Here is a 17,552-nt window from a genome sequence, read left to right as displayed (position 1 = left end):
TTCCCCGTTTACTTGTAGATGAAGCCGACAACGCCGTGATAGCGGCCGTTGGGCTTATCGGTCTGCATGGTGCCGTAGACGCGATTGACACGGCCAAGGAACATGCCGGCGCCATCGCTGGCGGCGTTGAAATTGTCGTCCGGCTTGGCAAGCGCGTTGCGCGCCACCGGCTTCACCAGGTAGGGCGTGATGAGGATGACAAGCTCGGTCTCGTTGCGGACGAAGTCCCTGCTGCGGAACAGCGTGCCGAGCACCGGTATCTTGGTCAGCCCGGGCAAGCCGTTGACGGCTTGCCTGAGATCGTCGCGGACAAGGCCGGCGATCATCATTGAGCCGCCGGAAGGCAGTTCCACTGTCGTGTCGGCCAAACGTTTACGGAGCGACAGGGCATTCATACCGGGGCTTGTTACGCCGTTGGAAAAAGACACAGATCCCTCGGTCGTCGGCTCGGAAACCGAGGTCCTGACCTTCAAGCTGATACGGCCGGGAGACAGTACCACCGGCTGGAATTCCAGGCCGATGCCGTATTCGATCGTCTCGACCGAATAGGTCCTCTGGCCGGTCTGATTGTCGTCGGATACATTCGACGTCACGCCGCTTACCAAATTGTATTCACCGCCGACCCTGAAGGTTGCCTTCTCGCCGGACACGGCAGTCAACGTCGGCTCGGCCAGCGTTTTCATGACACCGGACTGTTCCATGGCGTTGATGTACGCCTGCAGCGTCGAGGTGCCGATAGCGAGGCCTGAGTTCGACAGCGGCTTGCCCAAGCCTGTGAAATTGTCGCTGATCGCGCTCCAGCTGATGCCGTTGCTGCTGCCGTCGCCAATCATGTTGACGCCGAGCTGCTTCATCACCGAGCGGCTGACTTCCGCGACCGTCACCTTCAGCGTCACCTGGTCGTCGCCGATGATCTGCAGCAGGTTGACGATCTTGCTGACGCGACGCTCGGAATCCGGATTGTCGATGTCGACACCGGATTCGGCCGAGCCGCCGGAGGCGGTCTGCGAATATTGTCCCGTGGTCGCTTCACCGCCGGACACGAAGATGGTCGCCAGATCGACCGCGCGCTTGGCATCCAAGGGGGTGTCCACCGTTCCAGTCAGGACGACGTTGTCGTTCAGCAATTCGACCTTGATGGTCGATGACGGGATGAAGCGCCTGATATAGTCTTCCAGTCCGGCGACGTCGCGTTCGACTGCCAGATCCAGGCTGACGATCTGTTCGCCATTAGGGCCGAAGACGAAGATGTTGGTATCGCCCACCGCCTTTCCGAACAGATAGATGCGCCTGGCGGTGCGGGTCACCGCATCGGCGACCGCCGGGTTGGCGACGAGAATATCATAGGCATCGCTCGGCAGGTCGATGACCACCGATTTGTTGAGACCGAGCTTGACGCGCTGGGTGGCGGTCGAAGCCGACACCTGGGCATTCTTGCCTGCCGCATTCGCCTCGATCAGGCTATGCGCATTCGTTCCAAGGAGAAAAAGGCCGATTGTCACAGCCAGGGTGACCGGCAGTCTAGCGTTTAGCCTCATTGCCTTGCCCCCACTTCGGAAACTTCGCCCGACTTGATCAATCGCACCGTTCCACGCCGCCCATTGCCGGAAACGAGATAGTCGGCCTCGCCCGGATTCTCCTCCTGGGTGTCGCTGATCGACCGCAGCGCCAATGTCAGGCGATCAGCCATCTGCTGGGCGACGGTGATGATCTCCGCCTGCTGCGGTGTCAGTTCCAGCGTAGCGGTCTGGCCGACCCTGGTCCTCTTGCCTTCCTCGTCCTCCTGGATGGTCTGGTCGATCGCCAGGACGCGAATGTTCTTGAGGATGGTTTCGGTCGTAAAACCGCTGCCGCCGCTCCCGGCATCGGATCTGCGGGTCATGATGACGTCGACGAAATCGTTGGGAAGAATGAAGCCGCCGGCCGACGTGTCGGCCGATACGGCTGTGGCGACGGCCCGCATGCCGGAGGGCAGGATCGACGACATGAAGCTCTGTCCCTCGCCGATCAGCTTGGAGCGCCGCAGCGGCTCACCGGCATACATCGCCACGCGGGCGACGCCGCCTTTCAGCTTCTCCAGTGCTTCGGGCTCCGCGGCGCGGGTGATGAAATTCGCGTTGATGCCGTCGGCCGGCCAGGACTGCCATCTGATGTTGTTCTCGAGCGGACTGCCCATCGGAACGTCGCCGGACAGGACAAGCACGTCCTGCAACGCGATTGCCGGCGCCTTGGGGCCGGAATCGACGATTTGCGGCGGCGGAGCCGCCACCATGTTTTTCGCAACATATCCTGCGCCACCCGCCGCGGCCACCGCCACGCCCAGAATGATCAGTCGGGATGCTGGCATTCGTCCGAACCTCGCCTTGGCAAACCACCTAGCCAAGCCGGACCTTGCAGCGGCAATCGTCAAAACAAGGTTAATTTAATACTTACGATCGTGATTAATTTAAGGTTTACATAAATTGGAGCGATCCGGCCGGCGTATAAAAATGGCGCCAAGCCGCCTGTTTTGCACCGCCAAATTCGAGTGCGGAAGTCTGGCAAATTCGAGTGCGGAAGGCTGGTCTGACGAGGGACGGTCGGCGGCTGGAATTAGACTAGGCCGCCAGCCTTGCCAGTGCCCACGCCATCAACGGCGAATTCGGAAAGGTAATCAGCCCGCCAATGCCAAGCGCGATGCCATAGGGGACGCCGGTCGTCTCGTCGGCGAAGTGGCGCAAGAACGGGTTGTGGCTTGTAATGGCTGCAAGCGGCGATTTCCGATAGACGAGAATGGCCAGCGTCAGCAGGCCACCGATGAATGTCGAGACCACGAGATATTGAATGAGATGGACATTGAGCCCCATCCAGATGGCTGTGGCGGCCAGTAGCTTGGCGTCGCCGCCTCCCATGCCGCCGAGCGCGAACAGACCGAAGGTCACGGCGAGAACCAGGCCGCCGGCGGCGAAATGCCAGCCATAGGTTGCCCAGTCCATGCCCGTCAACGGCGCGACCAGGGCGAAGACAGCCACAAGCAACAGCGGCACGCGATTGGCGATCGTCATCGACAGCATGTCGGAGATCGCGGCAAAAAGCATGCAGAACGGAAAGACGACGAAGATCAGGGCTTCAAGCATGGGCGTGGCGCCTGTGGTCGAACTGTGCCTGGTCCCAGCCTAGGCATGTTCGATTAACGATTGATGAGGCCGAAATTTCAAATCGCGCGGTGCGATTGGAAAAGGGCCGCCAGCGTGGCGGCCCTTATCTGGAAAACAACTGAACGTCGTTGTCTATTACGGGGTGGCAGGGGCCGGCGCGGCGGTCGTGCCGGCGTTGTTGAGGGTGTCGGCAATATTCTCGAACTTGTCGTTGATGCTATTGCCCAGCGCGCCGGCGCCGACCATGATGGCGAGTGCGATGAGGGCGGCGATCAGACCATATTCGATGGCGGTCGCGCCGGATTCGTCTTTCACAAAACGTGCAATGAGATTAGACATTTGAGAGCTCCTACTCCACGTGTTACAGCAAGTCCGTCAACTTCTCTTGGCGGCTGATCGGATGCTGCCAATGTATGGAGAAGCTCTTTCGATCGGCTTAATAAACAGCCTTACTGATTCCTTTCCCGCGTCGAATGCATTGCGTGGTTAACCGTAAACTAAGTGACGTCCTGGAGCTCGACAGGCTCGTAAAAGGCCGCGAAAAGCGCAATTTGGCGATTCGAGAAATGGAGTGGCCCGCTCCAGGCGATCACGATGCCGATCCCTGCATCATCATCGGCCCCATCCGCTTAACCGTTGGTTCACCAATCTCGTTCATGTTCCGTTGAGCAGTTTGCCGCCGTGGAGCGCTTCGATGACCGGGCCGAGATCGTCATTTCCGATTGCCGCGCTTCTTGCCGCCGCAGCCTTCGTCGCGCCGGCCAATGCTGGCGCCGGCATCGAGGTCACGATGAACCAGGCGAAGATCGTCAAATTGTCGCGCGCGGCCGACACGATCGTCATCGGCAATCCGGCGATCGCCGACGCCTCCGTGCAGGATGCATCGACGATCGTGCTGACGGGCAAGGGCTTTGGCGTCACCAACCTCGTCGTCCTCGACCAGGAGGGCCAGCCGATCGTCGACGAGCAGGTTACCGTCGTGCGGCAGGACGCGTCGTCGGTGCGCATCTATCGACGTGCCGAAATACAGACCATGTCCTGCACGCCGTATTGCGAGAGCTCGTATAAAAGCGATGCGGAAAAGGCCTCAGAAGCCGAGATGAGCGCCGGCCGGTAGGCGACTGGCCGTCTCGCTCGCAAAATGCCGCTTCGGTTATCGGCCGGTTAAAACCTACCCGTCGAATTTAAAGATCATCCAAACCGCACTTCAATGGGTTTCCGCTAATGTTTCCTCCGACACCTCTTCAGGATCGGTAGACGGGACATGAGCAAAGCAGGACGAGCAAGCCTTTCCGCGCGGTTCCTTGGCGACCGGCGCGGCAGCACGGCTTTGGAATTCGCGATGCTTGCGATGCCGTTTGCGCTCCTCGTCTTTGCCATCCTGGAGAGCTGCATTTCATTTGCCGGGCAGGAGGTGATGGCCAACATCACCGACGATGTCGCGCGCCAACTGCGAACGGGCCAGATAAGGCAAGCCGACATGACCGAAGCGACGCTGAAGGACATGATCTGCAGCCGGCTGGAGATCATGGTCGCCAAGGACTGCCCCGGATTGGAGGTGGATCTGCGCGAATATCCGACCTTTGCCGATGCGGCCAAGGCAGGCTTCAAGATACAGGACCGCGAAATCGTGCTGACGGGGACGAACCCCGCAACTTTTACGGTATCGCCAGGATTGGCTGAATCAATAAACATGCTGCGGGTTTTTTACAAATGGCCTGTCATGACCGATTTCATGGCCAAGTCGATGGCCAATCTGAAAGACGGCAACACGCTGCATTTCACATCGGTAACCTGGCAGAACGAGCCGTTCAACAACTGAAAGCGCACCGTTTCGTGAGTGGGAAAGGACGAGGGCATGGGGCGTGCGGGGGCACATGGGGGAATCGCCGGGATTTGCACGAAAGCAATCCGGTTCTGCAGCGATCGCCGCGGTGTCGCGGCCGTTGAGTTTGCCTTCATCGTGCCTGTGCTGCTGGTCATGTACTTCATGACCATGGAAGCCTCGCAAGCCATCGAGACCAGCAAGAAGGTCAGCCGCGTCGGCAGCATGGTGGCGGATCTCGTCACACAGCGGCAGACCGTCGAGGCAGCCGAACTCGATGCGATCATGCAGATCGGCAACTCCACGCTTCAGCCCTACAATCGATCGACCCCGGAAATCACCATCACCGCGATAGAGGTCACCAACGAAACGACGCCGAAGGTGCTGGTCGTGTGGTCACGCAAGATGGTCGGCGGTGCTTTTAGCGCCGGCGCCGCCAAGGACTCCGTCACCACGGTTCCACCGGCGCTCAAGATCAAGGGCACCTTTCTCATTCGCGTCGAAGGCAATCTCGCATACAAACCGATCATCACCTGGTCGGCGGACAGTGAGAAGCGGCTTGGATTGAGCTCGGCCTTCGACACGATATCGATGGGCGAAACCTATTATCTCAGGCCCCGCAGGAGCCCGACGATTCCCTGCGGCTCCTGCTGAAACGACCGCTTCCGACCCCGATCGCCATTGCTATCGACCGTTGCCTGACACAAAGCGCACCATGGCCGCCGCCATCGCGTAATCCTTTGGGCTGGCGACGGCGAAGCCGCCGGAATGCTTCTGCTCCAGAAGATCGTAGACATCCGGCGTCATCGATCTGAGATTGGTGAGGAACACGGTGAGCCGACGCTTGGCCTCAGGGTCGAGGTCGCTGCGGACAGCATGGGGACCATATCGCAGCAGGCCGGACGTCCACACGACCTGAAGCGCTGCTTTCGAAAGCCCTGCAACTTCCAGTCTGGCCATCGTGCCGCCCGGGACTTCAGGCTGGCCGTCGGCCACCGCCGGCATCCAGCCGAACATGGCATCGGCCCCACCGTCGACCAGCATCGTTTCAGCCGCCGCAGTTGAACTGGCGTGCGTCAGAAATGACGCGTTCTCAGCGACCTTGACGCCTTCGGCGGCCAGCCCGGCAAGCGGCAAGAGAGAACCGACGCTGTCCGCAGGCGCCATGGCGACCCGATATGCTTCCATCGCGGCCAGATCGGGGACCTTGCCGTCCCGCGTCAGCAAAACGGAGCGGATGCCGATCGCGCCGTCGGAATCGACAGGCGCCACAAGAGGCTCGACGCAGCCGCAGCGTTCGGAGGCGGTGGCGTAGGCCATCGCCGAATAGACCGCATAGTCGACGCGGGCGTCGGTCTGCGCCTCGATCAGCGCCGCGTAGTCGCGGGCAACGACAAACTCCACCTTCATGCCGAGCGCCTTGGTGTAGGCATCCGCCAACAGCGCCAGCCCCGGAACAGTGCCGCCGGCGCCAGGCTCGGCGACGATGCCGACACGAAACGTGCCGATGTCATCCCGCCAATCGGCGCGTCCCGGGTTTGACCAGGACGCACTCAGTATCGTCATGACGGCTGCAGATGCCTTCAGGGCACGCGCCATATGAATCCCGCCTGTTTTTCGTCGATCCTGCATATGCAGGCATTTCGCCACATCTCAACTATCGCGCCAAGCCGCCTGGTTCCGAATTGCCAATGGCGGCGCAGATCCCTATGTCTGGGCGGACAGACAATAATAACGAATCCCCGCAATGGCGCGCGCCTTCCTTTTCGTTCTCGATTCCTTCGGCATCGGCGGCGCGGCCGACGCCGAGCGCTATGGCGACGCCGGCTCCAATACGTTCGGACACATCGCTGAAGCCTGCGCGGAAGGGCGCGCGGATCGCTTGGGGCTGCGCAAAGGACCGCTCTTCGTACCCAACATGCTCTCGCTCGGTCTGGGCCACGCGGCGAAAACCGCGACGGGCTTTAGCTTCGGCGACGGCGCCAAGGCTCAGCTCGCCTCCGCCTTCCATGGCGCGGCGCAGGAGATTTCGAGCGGCAAGGACACGCCATCGGGCCATTGGGAAATCGCCGCCCTGCCAGTCCGCTTCGACTGGGGCTATTTCCCGGACACGGTTCCCGCCTTTCCGGCCGAACTGACCGAAGCGATCATCCGCGAAGGAGGGGTGCCGGGCATTCTCGGCAATTGCCACGCCCCGGGCACCGAGATCATCGAGCGGTTCGGCGAGGAGCATATCCGCACCGGCAAGCCGATCTGCTACACTTCGGTCGACTCCGTGCTGCAGATCGCCGCGCATGAAATTCACTTCGGCCTGGAACGGCTCTACGAATTCTGCAAGGTGGTGCGCAGGCTGGTCGATCCGCTGAATATCGGACGGGTGATCGCGCGGCCTTTCATTGGGGAAACCGCCGCCAGCTTCGAACGGACGCACAACCGCCGGGACTATTCGGTGCCGCCGCCGGAGCCGACGCTGCTCGACCGGCTGACGGCGCGCGGCAGCCGGGTCATCGCGGTCGGCAAGATCGGCGATATCTTCGCCCATCGCGGCATTTCGGAGGTGCGCAAGGCCGCCGGCAACATGGCGATGTTCGACAAGGCACTGGGCGCGATGAACGACGCGGGCGACGGCGATCTCGTCTTCGCCAATTTCGTCGATTTCGACACAGAGTATGGCCACCGGCGCGACGTTGCCGGCTATGCCGCCGCGCTGGAGGCTTTCGACCGGCGGCTGCCGGAGGCGCTTGCGCAGTTGAGGCACGGCGATCTTCTCATCCTCACGGCCGACCACGGCAACGATCCGACCTGGCACGGCACCGATCATACGCGCGAACGCATTCCGGTGATCGGCACGGGACCGGGTTTTAGCGGCGATATTGGGCTCCGGGCGACGTTCGCCGACATCGGTGAAACCGTCGCCGAACACCTCGGGCTGGCACGCGGCCGCCACGGCACTTCCTTCTATGCAACGATAGGCGGCCATGCCTGAGTTGCCTGAGGTCGAAACGGTCCGGCGCGGCTTGCGGCCGGTCCTGGAAGGCGCCCGCATCGTCCGCGTCGAGGCACGCCGGCCCGACCTGCGTTTTCCATTCCCCGAAAAATTCTTGGAGAGGCTGACCGGCAAGACGATCACGGCGCTCGGTCGCCGCGCAAAATACCTGACGATGCACCTGGAAGGCGGCCCGGTGCTGATCTGCCATCTCGGCATGTCGGGATCGTTCCGCATCGAGACGTCCGATGGCAGCGAAATGCCCGATAGCAGCGAAATGTTGGGCGAGTTTTATCACGAGCGCTCGAAAAATGCGGTGCACGATCACGTCGTCTTCCATGTCGTCTCTCCCGAAGGCGCCCGATCCCGCGTGATCTTCAACGACCCGCGCCGTTTCGGTTTCATGCTGTTTTCGGAAGGGGCGCCCGACACGCATCCGATGCTGGCAGGGCTGGGCGTCGAGCCGACGGGCAACACGTTGGACGGCGGGCTGCTCGCCTCGCTGTTGAAAGGCCGGAAGTCGCCGCTGAAGGCAGCACTTCTCGACCAGCGGCTGATCGCCGGGCTCGGCAATATCTATGTGTCGGAGGCCCTGTGGCGGGCCGGCTTGTCGCCGTTGCGCGAGGCAGGCACTGTCGCAAAACCCGGAAAGAAGGCCAGGCAGCAGAGCGACGCCTTGGCCGAAGCAATCCGCTCGGTGATCGCCGATGCGATCGCTGCCGGCGGATCGTCGCTGCGCGACTATATGCAGACCGACGGGTCCCTGGGTTATTTCCAGCATTCCTTCGCGGTCTATGATCGCGAGGGCGAACCCTGCTCCAAGCCCGGCTGCGGCGGCCAGATAGAGCGTATCGTGCAAAGCGGGCGTTCCACCTTCTATTGCCGGGCCTGTCAGTTGTGAGTTAGGTGCCAGGTATGAGCAGGTGCCGGGTGCGAGCTAGATGACCGAGCGAGGAGATAAGTCATGGCCTATGAAACGATCATCGTGGAGACCCGCGGCAAGGTCGGGCTGATCACACTGAACCGGCCGAAGGCGCTCAATGCGCTGAACTCCCAGGTCCTGGCGGAAGTGGTCGCGGCCGTGAACGGCTTCTGCGCGGATGCCAACATCGGCGCGATGGTCATCACCGGCTCCGAAAAAGCCTTCGCGGCGGGTGCGGACATCAAGGAAATGCAGGCGATCTCCTTTGTCGACGCCTATGTCCAGGATTTCTTTGTCGGCTGGGAAGAGCTCGCCCGGGCGCGCAAGCCTGTCATCGCGGCGGTGGCCGGCTATGCGCTCGGCGGCGGCTGCGAACTGGCGATGATGTGCGATTTCATCATCGCCGCCGACAACGCCAAGTTCGGCCAGCCCGAGATCACGCTCGGCGTGATGCCGGGCATGGGCGGATCGCAGCGCCTGACGCGCTTCGTCGGCAAGTCGAAGGCGATGGATATGTGCCTGACCGGGCGGATGATGGATGCTGCAGAGGCCGAACGTTCCGGCCTGGTGTCGCGCGTCGTGCCTGCCGGCGAGCTGATCGAGGAAGCGCTGAAGGCGGCGGCCAAGATAGCCGATTTTTCGCTGCCGTCGGTGATGATGGCGAAAGAGGCCGTCAACCGCGCCTATGAAACGACACTGGCCGAAGGGCTGCGGTTCGAGCGCCGGCTGTTTCACTCACTGTTTGCGCTCGACGACCAGAAGGAAGGCATGGCGGCCTTTGCCGAGAAGCGGAAGCCGAATTTCACGAACCGGTAGATCGTGATGGCGGCGGCCGGAAGCGAGCGACAGCAGCAGTCAAAAAGAAGCCGAAGCAGCGTTGACGCGCCGGAAAAGCTGAACTATAAGCCGCACCAACCGAGGCGGCCCTGTGGCTGCCCGTTTGTTTTTTGCGCCCTGCGGCATCCCGCAAGCGCCCACCAGATCAGAAGAGAGGCATCATGGCCAATACCTCCTCGGCCAAAAAGGCAACGCGCAAGATCGCCCGCCGCACGGCGATCAACAAGAATCGCCGCTCGCGCGTACGGACTTATGTCCGCCAGGTTGAAGAGGCGCTCGCCTCGGGCGACCAGGCTGCCGCGCAGGCTGCTTTCAAGGTGGCGGAGCCGGAGTTGATGCGCGCCGCGACTAAGGGCGTGATACATAAGAATACAGCGTCCCGGAAGGTGTCGCGCCTGGCCCAGCGACTCAAGGTGCTGTCGGCCTGATATCCCTTTCCTGAACTGGTCTTCTTCAAGCCCGGCCGCTAGCGCCGGGTTTTTTCGTTTGCCGGCAAGTACTTAAAAAGAAAGCCCGCGAACGACACTCTGCATGGATTTCAAAGTCCGAAATGCTTTGCCGGCATATACATGCCCGCTGATATTCGCAGCCGCTGAACGCGCCCATGGCGAAAACATCCACTGTCAAAAACTTCCATTATTTTTCAATAACTTATAGATGGTCATCCACAACTTGTTCACATCGTGCGCAAGGGATGGGGGACAAGTGGCTGTCAAGAAAATTATTTCAGAAAATTTCGCGCGGTGTGGCCTTTTTCACATTCGCCGGAAAAGGGTTTGAATCACAATGGCTTTGTCAAAATACGCCGGTGCAACGCAGGCTTCGAACCGGTCTGGGGTAACCACATTCCTTAAAAATCCGTTAGTCGTGGCCTTGCCCTATCCACAACGATTTCGCTAATGTCGGTCTATCGAGAGGGACGGGCCGTTGGCCCTTAACTCAGCCTGAATCGGCCAGCTCAAAATGGCAGAATTCACGACGTGGATCATTTCCGCGCCGGGTTTGGTTTGTCTTTCGATACGGTAGGGGATTGGCGTAACTGTAAATGGCAGGTCAATGACGCACCGGCGTTTTCGCCGGACGGAATTGTATTGCCCTGACATGACCCAAACGGGCTGGCTCTGAGGAAGCCGGCGCCGGTTCCCGACAACGAGGCGACATCATCTGCCGGCGGCGGCGATGGTGTCGCAGCGAAGACACGGTCGCCGGAAACATGGATGCAGGAGGCGCATTCCCGGCGGAAAACAGGTACAAAAGGACAAGGAACTCGATCATGCAGAGCGGCATCGAAAGGGAGCTTACGGGCGACCTCCCATTTCCTGGAACCTTAACCGGAGGGGACGCTGTATTGGCTTCCAGCGACGCGGAACAGAAGTTCGATCGGGTCAAGGCCCAGTTGAAGGCGCGTCTGGGAACCGAGGTCTATTCGAGCTGGTTCGGACGCATGAAGGTCGCTGAGGCGTCCCGCGGCATTGTCCGCATCTCGGTGCCCACCGCCTTCCTGCGCTCGTGGATCAACGGCCACTATCTCGACCTCATCGCCGAGCTGTGGAAACACGAGGATCCCGAAATCCTCAAGGTCGAGATCGTCGTGCGCACCGCTACCCGCCCGGGGCGCAACAGCGTCGAGCCCGAAGTGGCCCCGGTGCGCAAGATGACCAGGCAAGCACAAACGGCGCTGGCCGCCGGCACAGCGGGTCCCGGCAGGGTGGAGCGGGTACCGGCACCTCGCCCGGGAATGCCGGCAGAGACCGAGTTCAGGCACAATGTGCTCGGTTCGCCGCTTGACCCGCGCTACACGTTCGGCTCCTTCATCGAGGGACCGTCGAACCGGGTCGCCTTCGCCGCCGCCAAGGCGGTCGCCGAATCGCAGTCGAGCGCGGTGCGCTTTAATCCGCTCTTTCTTCACGCGACGGTGGGGCTGGGCAAGACGCACCTGTTGCAGGCGATCGCGGCGGAATCGCTGAAGCAGAACCCGAAGTCGCGCGTCGTCTATCTCACGGCCGAATATTTCATGTGGCGGTTCGCCACCGCGATCCGCGACAACAACGCGCTGACGCTGAAGGAACAGTTGCGCGACATCGACCTGCTCATCATCGACGACATGCAGTTCCTGCAAGGCAAGTCGATCCAGCATGAATTCTGCCATCTGATCAACATGCTGCTCGACAGCGCCAAGCAGGTGGTGGTCGCCGCCGACCGGCCGCCGTCAGAACTGGAATCGCTGGAGCCCCGCGTCCGCTCGCGCCTCAACGGCGGCGTGGCGCTCGAAATGTCGGCGCCGGATTTCGCCATGCGCATCGGCATGCTCAAGCTGCGCCTTGCCACCGCCAAGGCCGACGATGCGTCGCTCGACATCTCGGAGGAGATCCTCAACCACGTCGCCCGCACGGTGACCGGCAGCGGGCGCGAACTCGAAGGCGCGTTCAACCAGCTTCTGTTCCGCCAGTCGTTCGAACCGCAGATCACCATTGACCGCATCGACGAGATCCTCGGCCACATCTATCGTTCGGGCGAACCGAAGCGGGTGCGCATCGAGGACATCCAGCGCATCGTCGCTCGCCACTACAACGTCTCGAAGACAGAACTTCTGTCCAACCGGCGCACGCGCACCATCGTCAAGCCGCGGCAGGTCGCCATGTACCTGTCGAAGGTGATGACGCCGCGCTCCCTGCCGGAGATCGGGCGGCGTTTCGGTGGCCGCGACCACACGACGGTGCTGCATGCCGTGCGCAAGATCGAAGATCTTTCGGGCGTCGACAACACGCTGGCGCAGGAACTCGAATTGCTGAGAAGACTGATCAACGATCAGGCCTGACCGGCCCGAAAAACGAAAGCGCGTCGCGTTTGGATGGCCATGCGACGCGCTTGAAATCTTTGTTTTCATGCATGTCGCTGTCCCAAAACCGCTGTGCACTTTTGGGCGACAAGCATTGGCTTGCGGGCTTCGCCAGCTTTATCCCCAGAAAGCCCGCGTAACCAGCCCGAACCGGTGGCGCGGGCTTGCGCTTGCAGGGTTTTTCCTATCAGTTTATGCAGATTCTGAGCCTGTTCAGACCTTTCGCGGGGCGCCGCTTGCCGGAGACCCGCTCATTCATTCAAGCGAGCCTGTTTCGTCATGCGTGTTATCCTGGAACGGTCAAATCTCCTGAAGTCGCTGAACCACGTTCATCGCGTGGTCGAGCGGCGCAACACCATACCGATCCTGTCGAACGTGCTGCTGAGCGCCGAGGGCGCCACTCTCGAAATGAAGGCGACCGACCTCGATCTGGAGGTGACCGAAGCAACGCCAGCCAAGGTCGAGCGCGGCGGGGCGACGACGGTTCCCGCGCATCTGCTCTACGATATCGTGCGCAAGCTCGCCGACGGCGCGGAGGTCATGCTGAAGACCGACGAGGACGGCAATGCCATGACGGTGACCTCGGGCCGCTCGAGTTTCCGTCTCCAATGCCTGCCGCAATCCGATTTCCCGGAACTTTCGGCCGGATCGTTCTCGCATATTTTCCGGCTCGATTCGGTTGCGCTGAAGGGCCTGATCGAGAAGACCCAATTCGCCATCTCCACCGAAGAGACGCGCTACTACCTGAACGGCATCTATCTGCACACGCATGACGCGGACGGCAAGCTGAAGCTGCGCTCGGTAGCGACCGACGGCCATCGGCTGGCGCGCGCCGAGATCGACGCGCCGGCAGGGTCCGAGGGCATGCCGGGCATCATCATCCCGCGCAAGACGGTCAGCGAGTTGCAAAAGCTTGTCGACGACCCGGACGTCGCCGTGACCACCGAATTGTCCGACACCAAGATCCGCTTCACCATCGGCAGTGTCGTTTTGACCTCGAAGCTGATCGACGGCACCTTCCCGGACTATCAGCGGGTCATCCCCACCGGCAACGACAAGAAGCTGATCATCGACCGCCAGAGTTTCGCCGCCGCCGTCGACCGCGTCTCGACCATTTCCTCCGAACGCGGCCGCGCGGTGAAGCTTTCGATTGGAGAAGGCCAGGTCACGCTTGCGGTCAACAATCCGGATTCGGGCAGCGCCACCGAGGAACTGGCCGCGGACTATTCGTCCGACCCGATCGAAATCGGCTTCAACGCCAAATATCTGCTCGACGTCGCCGCTCAGTTGACCGGCACGGAGGCAAGATTCATGCTGGCGGATGCCGGTTCGCCAACGCTGATCCACGACATGGCCGACGAAACCACGCTCTACGTGCTGATGCCGATGCGGGTATAGGCCCCGAACGAGGCCCATCTTGCTGTCATGACCGGAGTTGCGAAGCAGTCTGAGCGCGGCCAGCAGCAGACCTATATAAGTAAGCTGTCACTTACGAATTTTCGCAATTACGCAAAATTGTCGATCGACCTCGACCCCGGCGCGGTGGTTTTTTCCGGCGACAATGGCGCCGGCAAAACCAATTTGCTGGAAGCGATTTCCCTGCTGACACCTGGACGCGGCCTGCGCCGTGCACCCTATGCCGACGTGGCGCATGAAGGCGGCGACGGCGGCTTTGCCCTCTATGCCAGGCTCGACGGGCCGGACGGCCCGGTCGAGATCGGTACCGGGATTACGGGCGGCGACACCGCTGGCGAGGGCGGGCGGCGGGTGCGGATCAATGGCGCGGCTGCGCGCTCGGCGGAGGACATGCTGGAATGGCTGCGCGTCGTCTGGTTGACACCGGCGATGGATGCATTGTTCACCGGGCCGGCCGCAGACCGTCGGCGCTTTCTCGACCGGCTGGTGCTGGCGATCGATCCCGGCCACGGCCAGCGCGCGCTCGACTACGAGAAAGCGATGCGCGGCCGCAATCGGCTGCTCGCCGAGGGCTCCCGTGACAGCGGCTGGTTCGACGCGATCGAGACGCAAATGGCCGAAACCGGCGTGGCGATTGCGGCGGCGCGTGCCGAACTGGTGCGCCTGCTCGCCGCCATGATCGACAGGCTGCCAAGCGCCGGTCCGTTTCCGCAGGCCGACATCGGCCTGTCGGGCACGTTGGAAAGCGAAGTCGGCACCGCTGCGGCTGTCGATGTCGAGGAGCAGTTCCGCCGCACCTTAGCCGAAGGCCGTGATCGCGACCGCGCCGCCGGGCGCACGCTCGACGGCCCGCACCGTTCAGATCTCGTGGTGCGGCACCGGCCCAAGGCGATGCCGGCCGAGCTCTGTTCGACCGGCGAGCAGAAGGCGCTGCTGGTCGGCATGGTCCTGTCGCATGCCCGGTTGACCGGCGAGATGTCGGACATGACGCCGATCCTGCTGCTCGACGAGATCGCCGCCCATCTCGACAGCGGCCGGCGTGCCGCACTGTTCTCAATCCTGGAAGAGCTGAACTGCCAGGCTTTCATGACCGGGACCGACGCGGCGCTGTTTTCCAGTCTCAAGGGACGCGCGCAGTTCCTGACCGTCGATCACGGCACGGTTGGGCCAACTGTTTAAACCTTTGCATGTCGTTGTCCCGAAACCGCTGCGCACCCTCGGGTCAGGCCCGAGGGCAGGCTTTTGGGCGACTTGCATGAGACCCCTGACAAGGCTTTTGCGCCGCTATAAGGTTTGGCCATGACCGCCTTCACCGACGAAGAACTCGAACGCTACGCCCGCCACATCGTGCTGCCCGAAATCGGCGGCGCCGGCCAGCAAAGACTGAAGCGTGCGCGGGTCCTGGTCATCGGCGCCGGCGGGCTGGGGGCGCCGGTGCTCGAATATCTTGCCGCCGCCGGCGTCGGCACGCTCGGCATCGTCGACGACGACAGCGTCTCGCTGTCGAATCTGCAAAGACAGGTGATCCATGGCACCGACACTGTCGGCATGGCGAAAACCGACAGTGCCAAAGCGGCGATCGCCCGCATCAATCCCAACGTCACTGTCGAACTGCACAATCTCAGGCTGACGGCGGACAACGCCCCTATCCTCGTCGCCCGCTATGACATCGTCGTCGACGGCTCCGACAATTTCGAAACACGCTTTGCGGTGGCCGACGCCTGCGCCGCGGAAAAGCGGCCGCTGGTGCATGCCGCCGTTGGCCGTTTCGACGGCTCGGTGACGGTGCTGAAACCGTTCGAGACGGGCACGGACGGCGGGCCGAATCCAAGCTATCGCGATCTTTTTCCGGAACCGCCGCCGCCCGGCCTGGTGCCATCCTGCGCTGTGGCCGGCGTGCTCGGCGTGCTGACCGGCGTCGTCGGCACGTTGCAGGCGATGGAGGCGATCAAGCTGATTACCGGTATCGGCGAGCCGCTGGTCGGCCGGCTGCTGCTTTACGATGCGCTGGCGGCGCGCTTCGACACGATCCGCTACAAGAGAAACTGATCTTGGTCAGCGTGGTCTCCGTTGCACAGTTTCCGGCCGATTTCGACCGTTGGGACGAGGTGCTGGCACTGATCACGCGCGCCTTCGCCTCGATGGACGGCGTCATCGATCCGCCATCATCGGCGCACCGGCTCACCGTCGAAAATCTCCGAAATAAAGCCCGACAAGAGACGGGCTTCGCGGCGCGGAAGGATGGCAGGACCGTCGGGTGCATTTTTGTTCTGGAGCGGACCAACGATTTCTATGTCGGAAAGCTCGCGGTTGAACCGAACTTTCAGGGACAGGGCATTGGCAGGCAGCTGATGCAAGCTGTCGAGGATCTCGCCCGCAGCCGCTGCAAGCCTGCGATCGAGCTTCAGACGCGGGTCGAACTGACCGGAAATCACGCTGCCTTTGCCCGCCTCGGCTTTCGCGAAACGGAACGGACGGCGCACAAGGGCTACGATCGCCCGACCTCGATCACCATGCGCAAGATTATTTCGTAAGTTTTCGCTAACTTGATGTCACGTCCGCAGCGGCAGTACGCGATCCGGCGGACGGTGACCGTCGAAGAAGGCGCGGATGTTGATGATCACTTTCTCGCCCATGTCGATGCGGCCTTCCAGCGTCGCCGATCCCATATGCGGCAACAGCACGACCTTGCCCTTGGCGGCGAGCTTCAGCAATTTGCTGTTCAGCGCCGGCTCATGCTCGTAGACGTCGAGGCCGGCGCCGGCGATCTTGCCGTCCTGGATCAGCTTGACCAAAGAGTCCTCGTCGATGATGTCGCCGCGCGCGGTGTTGACGATGTAAGCGGACGGTTGCAGAAGCGCCAGCCGCCGCGCCGAAAGCAGATGGAAGGTTGCCGGCGTCGACGGGCAGTTGACCGAGATGATGTCCATGCGGGCAAGCATCTGGTCGAGGCTTTCCCAGTAGGTCGCCTCCAGCTCATCCTCGACCGCCGGCAGCACGCGATGGCGGTTGTGGTAGTGGATCGACAGGCCAAAGGCCTTGGCCCGCCGGGCGACGGCGGTGCCGATGCGGCCCATGCCGACAATGCCGAGACGTTTGCCCCAGATACGCCGGCCGAGCATCCAGGTCGGTGACCAGCCGGCCCATTTCTTGTCGCCGGTCAGCACATTGGCGCCTTCCGCCAGCCGCCGCGGCACCGCCAGCATCAGCGCCATGGTCATGTCGGCCGTATCTTCGGTCAGCACGTTCGGCGTGTTGGTGACGGTGATTCCCCGCTTTGCCGCTGCCGCCACGTCGATCTTGTCGACGCCGTTGCCGAAATTGGCGATCAGCTTGAGGTTGTCGCCGGCCTGGGCGATCAGCGCCGCGTCGATATGATCGGTTATGGTCGGCACCAGAACGTCGGCTTCCTTGACCGCTGCTACCAGCTCCGGCTGCGTCATCGGCCTGTCCTCGACATTCAGCCGGGCGTCGAACAGCTCGCGCATACGGGTCTCGACCGGATCGGGCAGCTTGCGCGTGATGACGACGAGGGGCCTTTTTCTGCCTGCCATTGTTTCCTCAAACCCGATCTCGTTGAGACCTCTTTA

Annotated in this window: 18 protein-coding genes; 12 read left to right on the top strand and 6 right to left on the bottom strand. The window is 62.0% G+C overall.

Translation table 11 applies throughout. From position 1 onward, the window contains the following. Positions 1–8: 8 nt before the first annotated feature. The 4 genes from EJ066_RS11185 to EJ066_RS11170 all read right to left on the bottom strand — a co-directional run bounded on the left by EJ066_RS11185 (position 9) and on the right by EJ066_RS11170 (position 3,476). A complete protein-coding gene (locus EJ066_RS11185) occupies positions 9–1,538 on the bottom strand; it encodes a type II and III secretion system protein family protein (RefSeq protein WP_126037726.1) in 1,530 nt (509 codons plus the stop codon). Then, positions 1,535–2,347 carry a Flp pilus assembly protein CpaB gene (gene cpaB, locus EJ066_RS11180; protein WP_126037723.1) on the bottom strand — a complete coding sequence of 271 codons (813 nt, stop codon included), beginning with the start codon at positions 2,345–2,347 and terminating at the stop codon, positions 1,535–1,537. Before cpaB ends, EJ066_RS11185 begins: the two co-directional genes overlap by 4 nt. A gap of 250 nt (positions 2,348–2,597) precedes the next feature. Then, positions 2,598–3,116: a prepilin peptidase gene (locus tag EJ066_RS11175; RefSeq protein WP_126037720.1), complete on the bottom strand. Its 519-nt coding sequence runs from the start codon at positions 3,114–3,116 to the stop codon at positions 2,598–2,600. A gap of 156 nt (positions 3,117–3,272) precedes the next feature. Beyond that, positions 3,273–3,476, bottom strand: coding sequence for a Flp family type IVb pilin (locus EJ066_RS11170; protein ID WP_126037717.1), 204 nt, complete (start codon positions 3,474–3,476; stop codon positions 3,273–3,275). A gap of 355 nt (positions 3,477–3,831) precedes the next feature. Here EJ066_RS11170 and EJ066_RS11165 point away from each other — a divergent pair, with 355 nt between their 5' ends. The 3 genes from EJ066_RS11165 (at position 3,832) to EJ066_RS11155 (ending at position 5,616) form a co-directional block, all read left to right on the top strand. Next, positions 3,832–4,254 carry a pilus assembly protein N-terminal domain-containing protein gene (locus tag EJ066_RS11165; protein WP_126037714.1) on the top strand — a complete coding sequence of 141 codons (423 nt, stop codon included), beginning with the start codon at positions 3,832–3,834 and terminating at the stop codon, positions 4,252–4,254. Positions 4,255–4,479: 225 nt separating this feature from the next. Continuing rightward, on the top strand, positions 4,480–4,959 hold the full coding sequence (locus EJ066_RS11160) for a pilus assembly protein (protein WP_245455118.1): 480 nt from the start codon (positions 4,480–4,482) through the stop codon (positions 4,957–4,959). A gap of 36 nt (positions 4,960–4,995) precedes the next feature. Further along, positions 4,996–5,616 carry a TadE/TadG family type IV pilus assembly protein gene (locus EJ066_RS11155; RefSeq protein ID WP_126037708.1) on the top strand — a complete coding sequence of 207 codons (621 nt, stop codon included), beginning with the start codon at positions 4,996–4,998 and terminating at the stop codon, positions 5,614–5,616. 30 nt (positions 5,617–5,646) lie between these two features. Here EJ066_RS11155 and EJ066_RS11150 read toward each other — a convergent pair whose 3' ends face one another. After that, entirely contained in the window at positions 5,647–6,561 is a 915-nt protein-coding gene (locus EJ066_RS11150; RefSeq protein WP_189644473.1) for a PhnD/SsuA/transferrin family substrate-binding protein, read from the bottom strand. A gap of 148 nt (positions 6,562–6,709) precedes the next feature. Here EJ066_RS11150 and EJ066_RS11145 point away from each other — a divergent pair, with 148 nt between their 5' ends. From EJ066_RS11145 to EJ066_RS11105, 9 genes are all read left to right on the top strand, one after another. Continuing rightward, entirely contained in the window at positions 6,710–7,948 is a 1,239-nt protein-coding gene (locus EJ066_RS11145) for a phosphopentomutase (RefSeq protein ID WP_126037701.1), read from the top strand. Beyond that, positions 7,941–8,849, top strand: a complete 909-nt coding sequence (gene mutM, locus EJ066_RS11140; RefSeq protein ID WP_126037699.1) for a bifunctional DNA-formamidopyrimidine glycosylase/DNA-(apurinic or apyrimidinic site) lyase — start codon at positions 7,941–7,943, stop codon at positions 8,847–8,849. Before EJ066_RS11145 ends, mutM begins: the two co-directional genes overlap by 8 nt. Before the next feature lie 63 nt (positions 8,850–8,912). Next, positions 8,913–9,686, top strand: a complete 774-nt coding sequence (locus EJ066_RS11135) for an enoyl-CoA hydratase (protein ID WP_126037696.1) — start codon at positions 8,913–8,915, stop codon at positions 9,684–9,686. A gap of 182 nt (positions 9,687–9,868) precedes the next feature. Beyond that, positions 9,869–10,135, top strand: coding sequence for a 30S ribosomal protein S20 (rpsT, locus tag EJ066_RS11130; protein ID WP_126037692.1), 267 nt, complete (start codon positions 9,869–9,871; stop codon positions 10,133–10,135). An 845-nt stretch (positions 10,136–10,980) separates the two neighbouring features. After that, complete coding sequence (dnaA, locus tag EJ066_RS11125; RefSeq protein WP_126037689.1) at positions 10,981–12,525, top strand: chromosomal replication initiator protein DnaA; 1,545 nt, start codon at positions 10,981–10,983, stop codon at positions 12,523–12,525. 300 nt (positions 12,526–12,825) lie between these two features. After that, positions 12,826–13,944, top strand: coding sequence for a DNA polymerase III subunit beta (gene dnaN / locus EJ066_RS11120; RefSeq protein ID WP_126037686.1), 1,119 nt, complete (start codon positions 12,826–12,828; stop codon positions 13,942–13,944). A gap of 27 nt (positions 13,945–13,971) precedes the next feature. Next, a complete protein-coding gene (gene recF, locus EJ066_RS11115) occupies positions 13,972–15,141 on the top strand; it encodes a DNA replication/repair protein RecF (RefSeq protein WP_126037683.1) in 1,170 nt (389 codons plus the stop codon). 120 nt (positions 15,142–15,261) lie between these two features. After that, on the top strand, positions 15,262–16,011 hold the full coding sequence (locus EJ066_RS11110) for a molybdopterin-synthase adenylyltransferase MoeB (protein ID WP_126037681.1): 750 nt from the start codon (positions 15,262–15,264) through the stop codon (positions 16,009–16,011). Positions 16,012–16,103: 92 nt separating this feature from the next. After that, a complete protein-coding gene (locus EJ066_RS11105) occupies positions 16,104–16,496 on the top strand; it encodes a GNAT family N-acetyltransferase (RefSeq protein ID WP_126037678.1) in 393 nt (130 codons plus the stop codon). Positions 16,497–16,514: 18 nt separating this feature from the next. Here the strand turns inward: EJ066_RS11105 and EJ066_RS11100 are convergent, their stop codons facing one another. Beyond that, the gene (locus EJ066_RS11100) at positions 16,515–17,516 is read right to left on the bottom strand and encodes a D-glycerate dehydrogenase (RefSeq protein ID WP_126037676.1); all 1,002 of its coding nucleotides are present in this window, start codon (positions 17,514–17,516) and stop codon (positions 16,515–16,517) included. Between the last annotated feature and the right edge of the window lie 36 nt (positions 17,517–17,552).

This window comes from Mesorhizobium sp. M9A.F.Ca.ET.002.03.1.2, assembly GCF_003952365.1.
In the GTDB taxonomy this organism is placed as follows: domain Bacteria; phylum Pseudomonadota; class Alphaproteobacteria; order Rhizobiales; family Rhizobiaceae; genus Mesorhizobium.
This window is presented reverse-complemented; position numbering and strand designations above follow the sequence as displayed.

What these genes read in the sequence shown, in the direction of transcription:
- dnaA (WP_126037689.1), top strand. Translation starts at nt 10,981, where the DNA reads ATGCAGAGCGGCATCGAAAGGGAGCTTACGGGCGACCTCCCATTTCCT.
- EJ066_RS11100 (WP_126037676.1), bottom strand. Translation starts at nt 17,516, where the DNA reads ATGGCAGGCAGAAAAAGGCCCCTCGTCGTCATCACGCGCAAGCTGCCC.
- EJ066_RS11105 (WP_126037678.1), top strand. Translation starts at nt 16,104, where the DNA reads ATGGACGGCGTCATCGATCCGCCATCATCGGCGCACCGGCTCACCGTC.
- EJ066_RS11110 (WP_126037681.1), top strand. Translation starts at nt 15,262, where the DNA reads ATGACCGCCTTCACCGACGAAGAACTCGAACGCTACGCCCGCCACATC.
- EJ066_RS11145 (WP_126037701.1), top strand. Translation starts at nt 6,710, where the DNA reads ATGGCGCGCGCCTTCCTTTTCGTTCTCGATTCCTTCGGCATCGGCGGC.
- EJ066_RS11150 (WP_189644473.1), bottom strand. Translation starts at nt 6,561, where the DNA reads ATGGCGCGTGCCCTGAAGGCATCTGCAGCCGTCATGACGATACTGAGT.
- rpsT (WP_126037692.1), top strand. Translation starts at nt 9,869, where the DNA reads ATGGCCAATACCTCCTCGGCCAAAAAGGCAACGCGCAAGATCGCCCGC.
- EJ066_RS11165 (WP_126037714.1), top strand. Translation starts at nt 3,832, where the DNA reads ATGACCGGGCCGAGATCGTCATTTCCGATTGCCGCGCTTCTTGCCGCC.
- EJ066_RS11155 (WP_126037708.1), top strand. Translation starts at nt 4,996, where the DNA reads ATGGGGCGTGCGGGGGCACATGGGGGAATCGCCGGGATTTGCACGAAA.
- EJ066_RS11160 (WP_245455118.1), top strand. Translation starts at nt 4,480, where the DNA reads ATGCTTGCGATGCCGTTTGCGCTCCTCGTCTTTGCCATCCTGGAGAGC.
- recF (WP_126037683.1), top strand. Translation starts at nt 13,972, where the DNA reads ATGACCGGAGTTGCGAAGCAGTCTGAGCGCGGCCAGCAGCAGACCTAT.
- dnaN (WP_126037686.1), top strand. Translation starts at nt 12,826, where the DNA reads ATGCGTGTTATCCTGGAACGGTCAAATCTCCTGAAGTCGCTGAACCAC.
- EJ066_RS11135 (WP_126037696.1), top strand. Translation starts at nt 8,913, where the DNA reads ATGGCCTATGAAACGATCATCGTGGAGACCCGCGGCAAGGTCGGGCTG.
- EJ066_RS11185 (WP_126037726.1), bottom strand. Translation starts at nt 1,538, where the DNA reads ATGAGGCTAAACGCTAGACTGCCGGTCACCCTGGCTGTGACAATCGGC.
- EJ066_RS11175 (WP_126037720.1), bottom strand. Translation starts at nt 3,116, where the DNA reads ATGCTTGAAGCCCTGATCTTCGTCGTCTTTCCGTTCTGCATGCTTTTT.
- EJ066_RS11170 (WP_126037717.1), bottom strand. Translation starts at nt 3,476, where the DNA reads ATGTCTAATCTCATTGCACGTTTTGTGAAAGACGAATCCGGCGCGACC.
- cpaB (WP_126037723.1), bottom strand. Translation starts at nt 2,347, where the DNA reads ATGCCAGCATCCCGACTGATCATTCTGGGCGTGGCGGTGGCCGCGGCG.
- mutM (WP_126037699.1), top strand. Translation starts at nt 7,941, where the DNA reads ATGCCTGAGTTGCCTGAGGTCGAAACGGTCCGGCGCGGCTTGCGGCCG.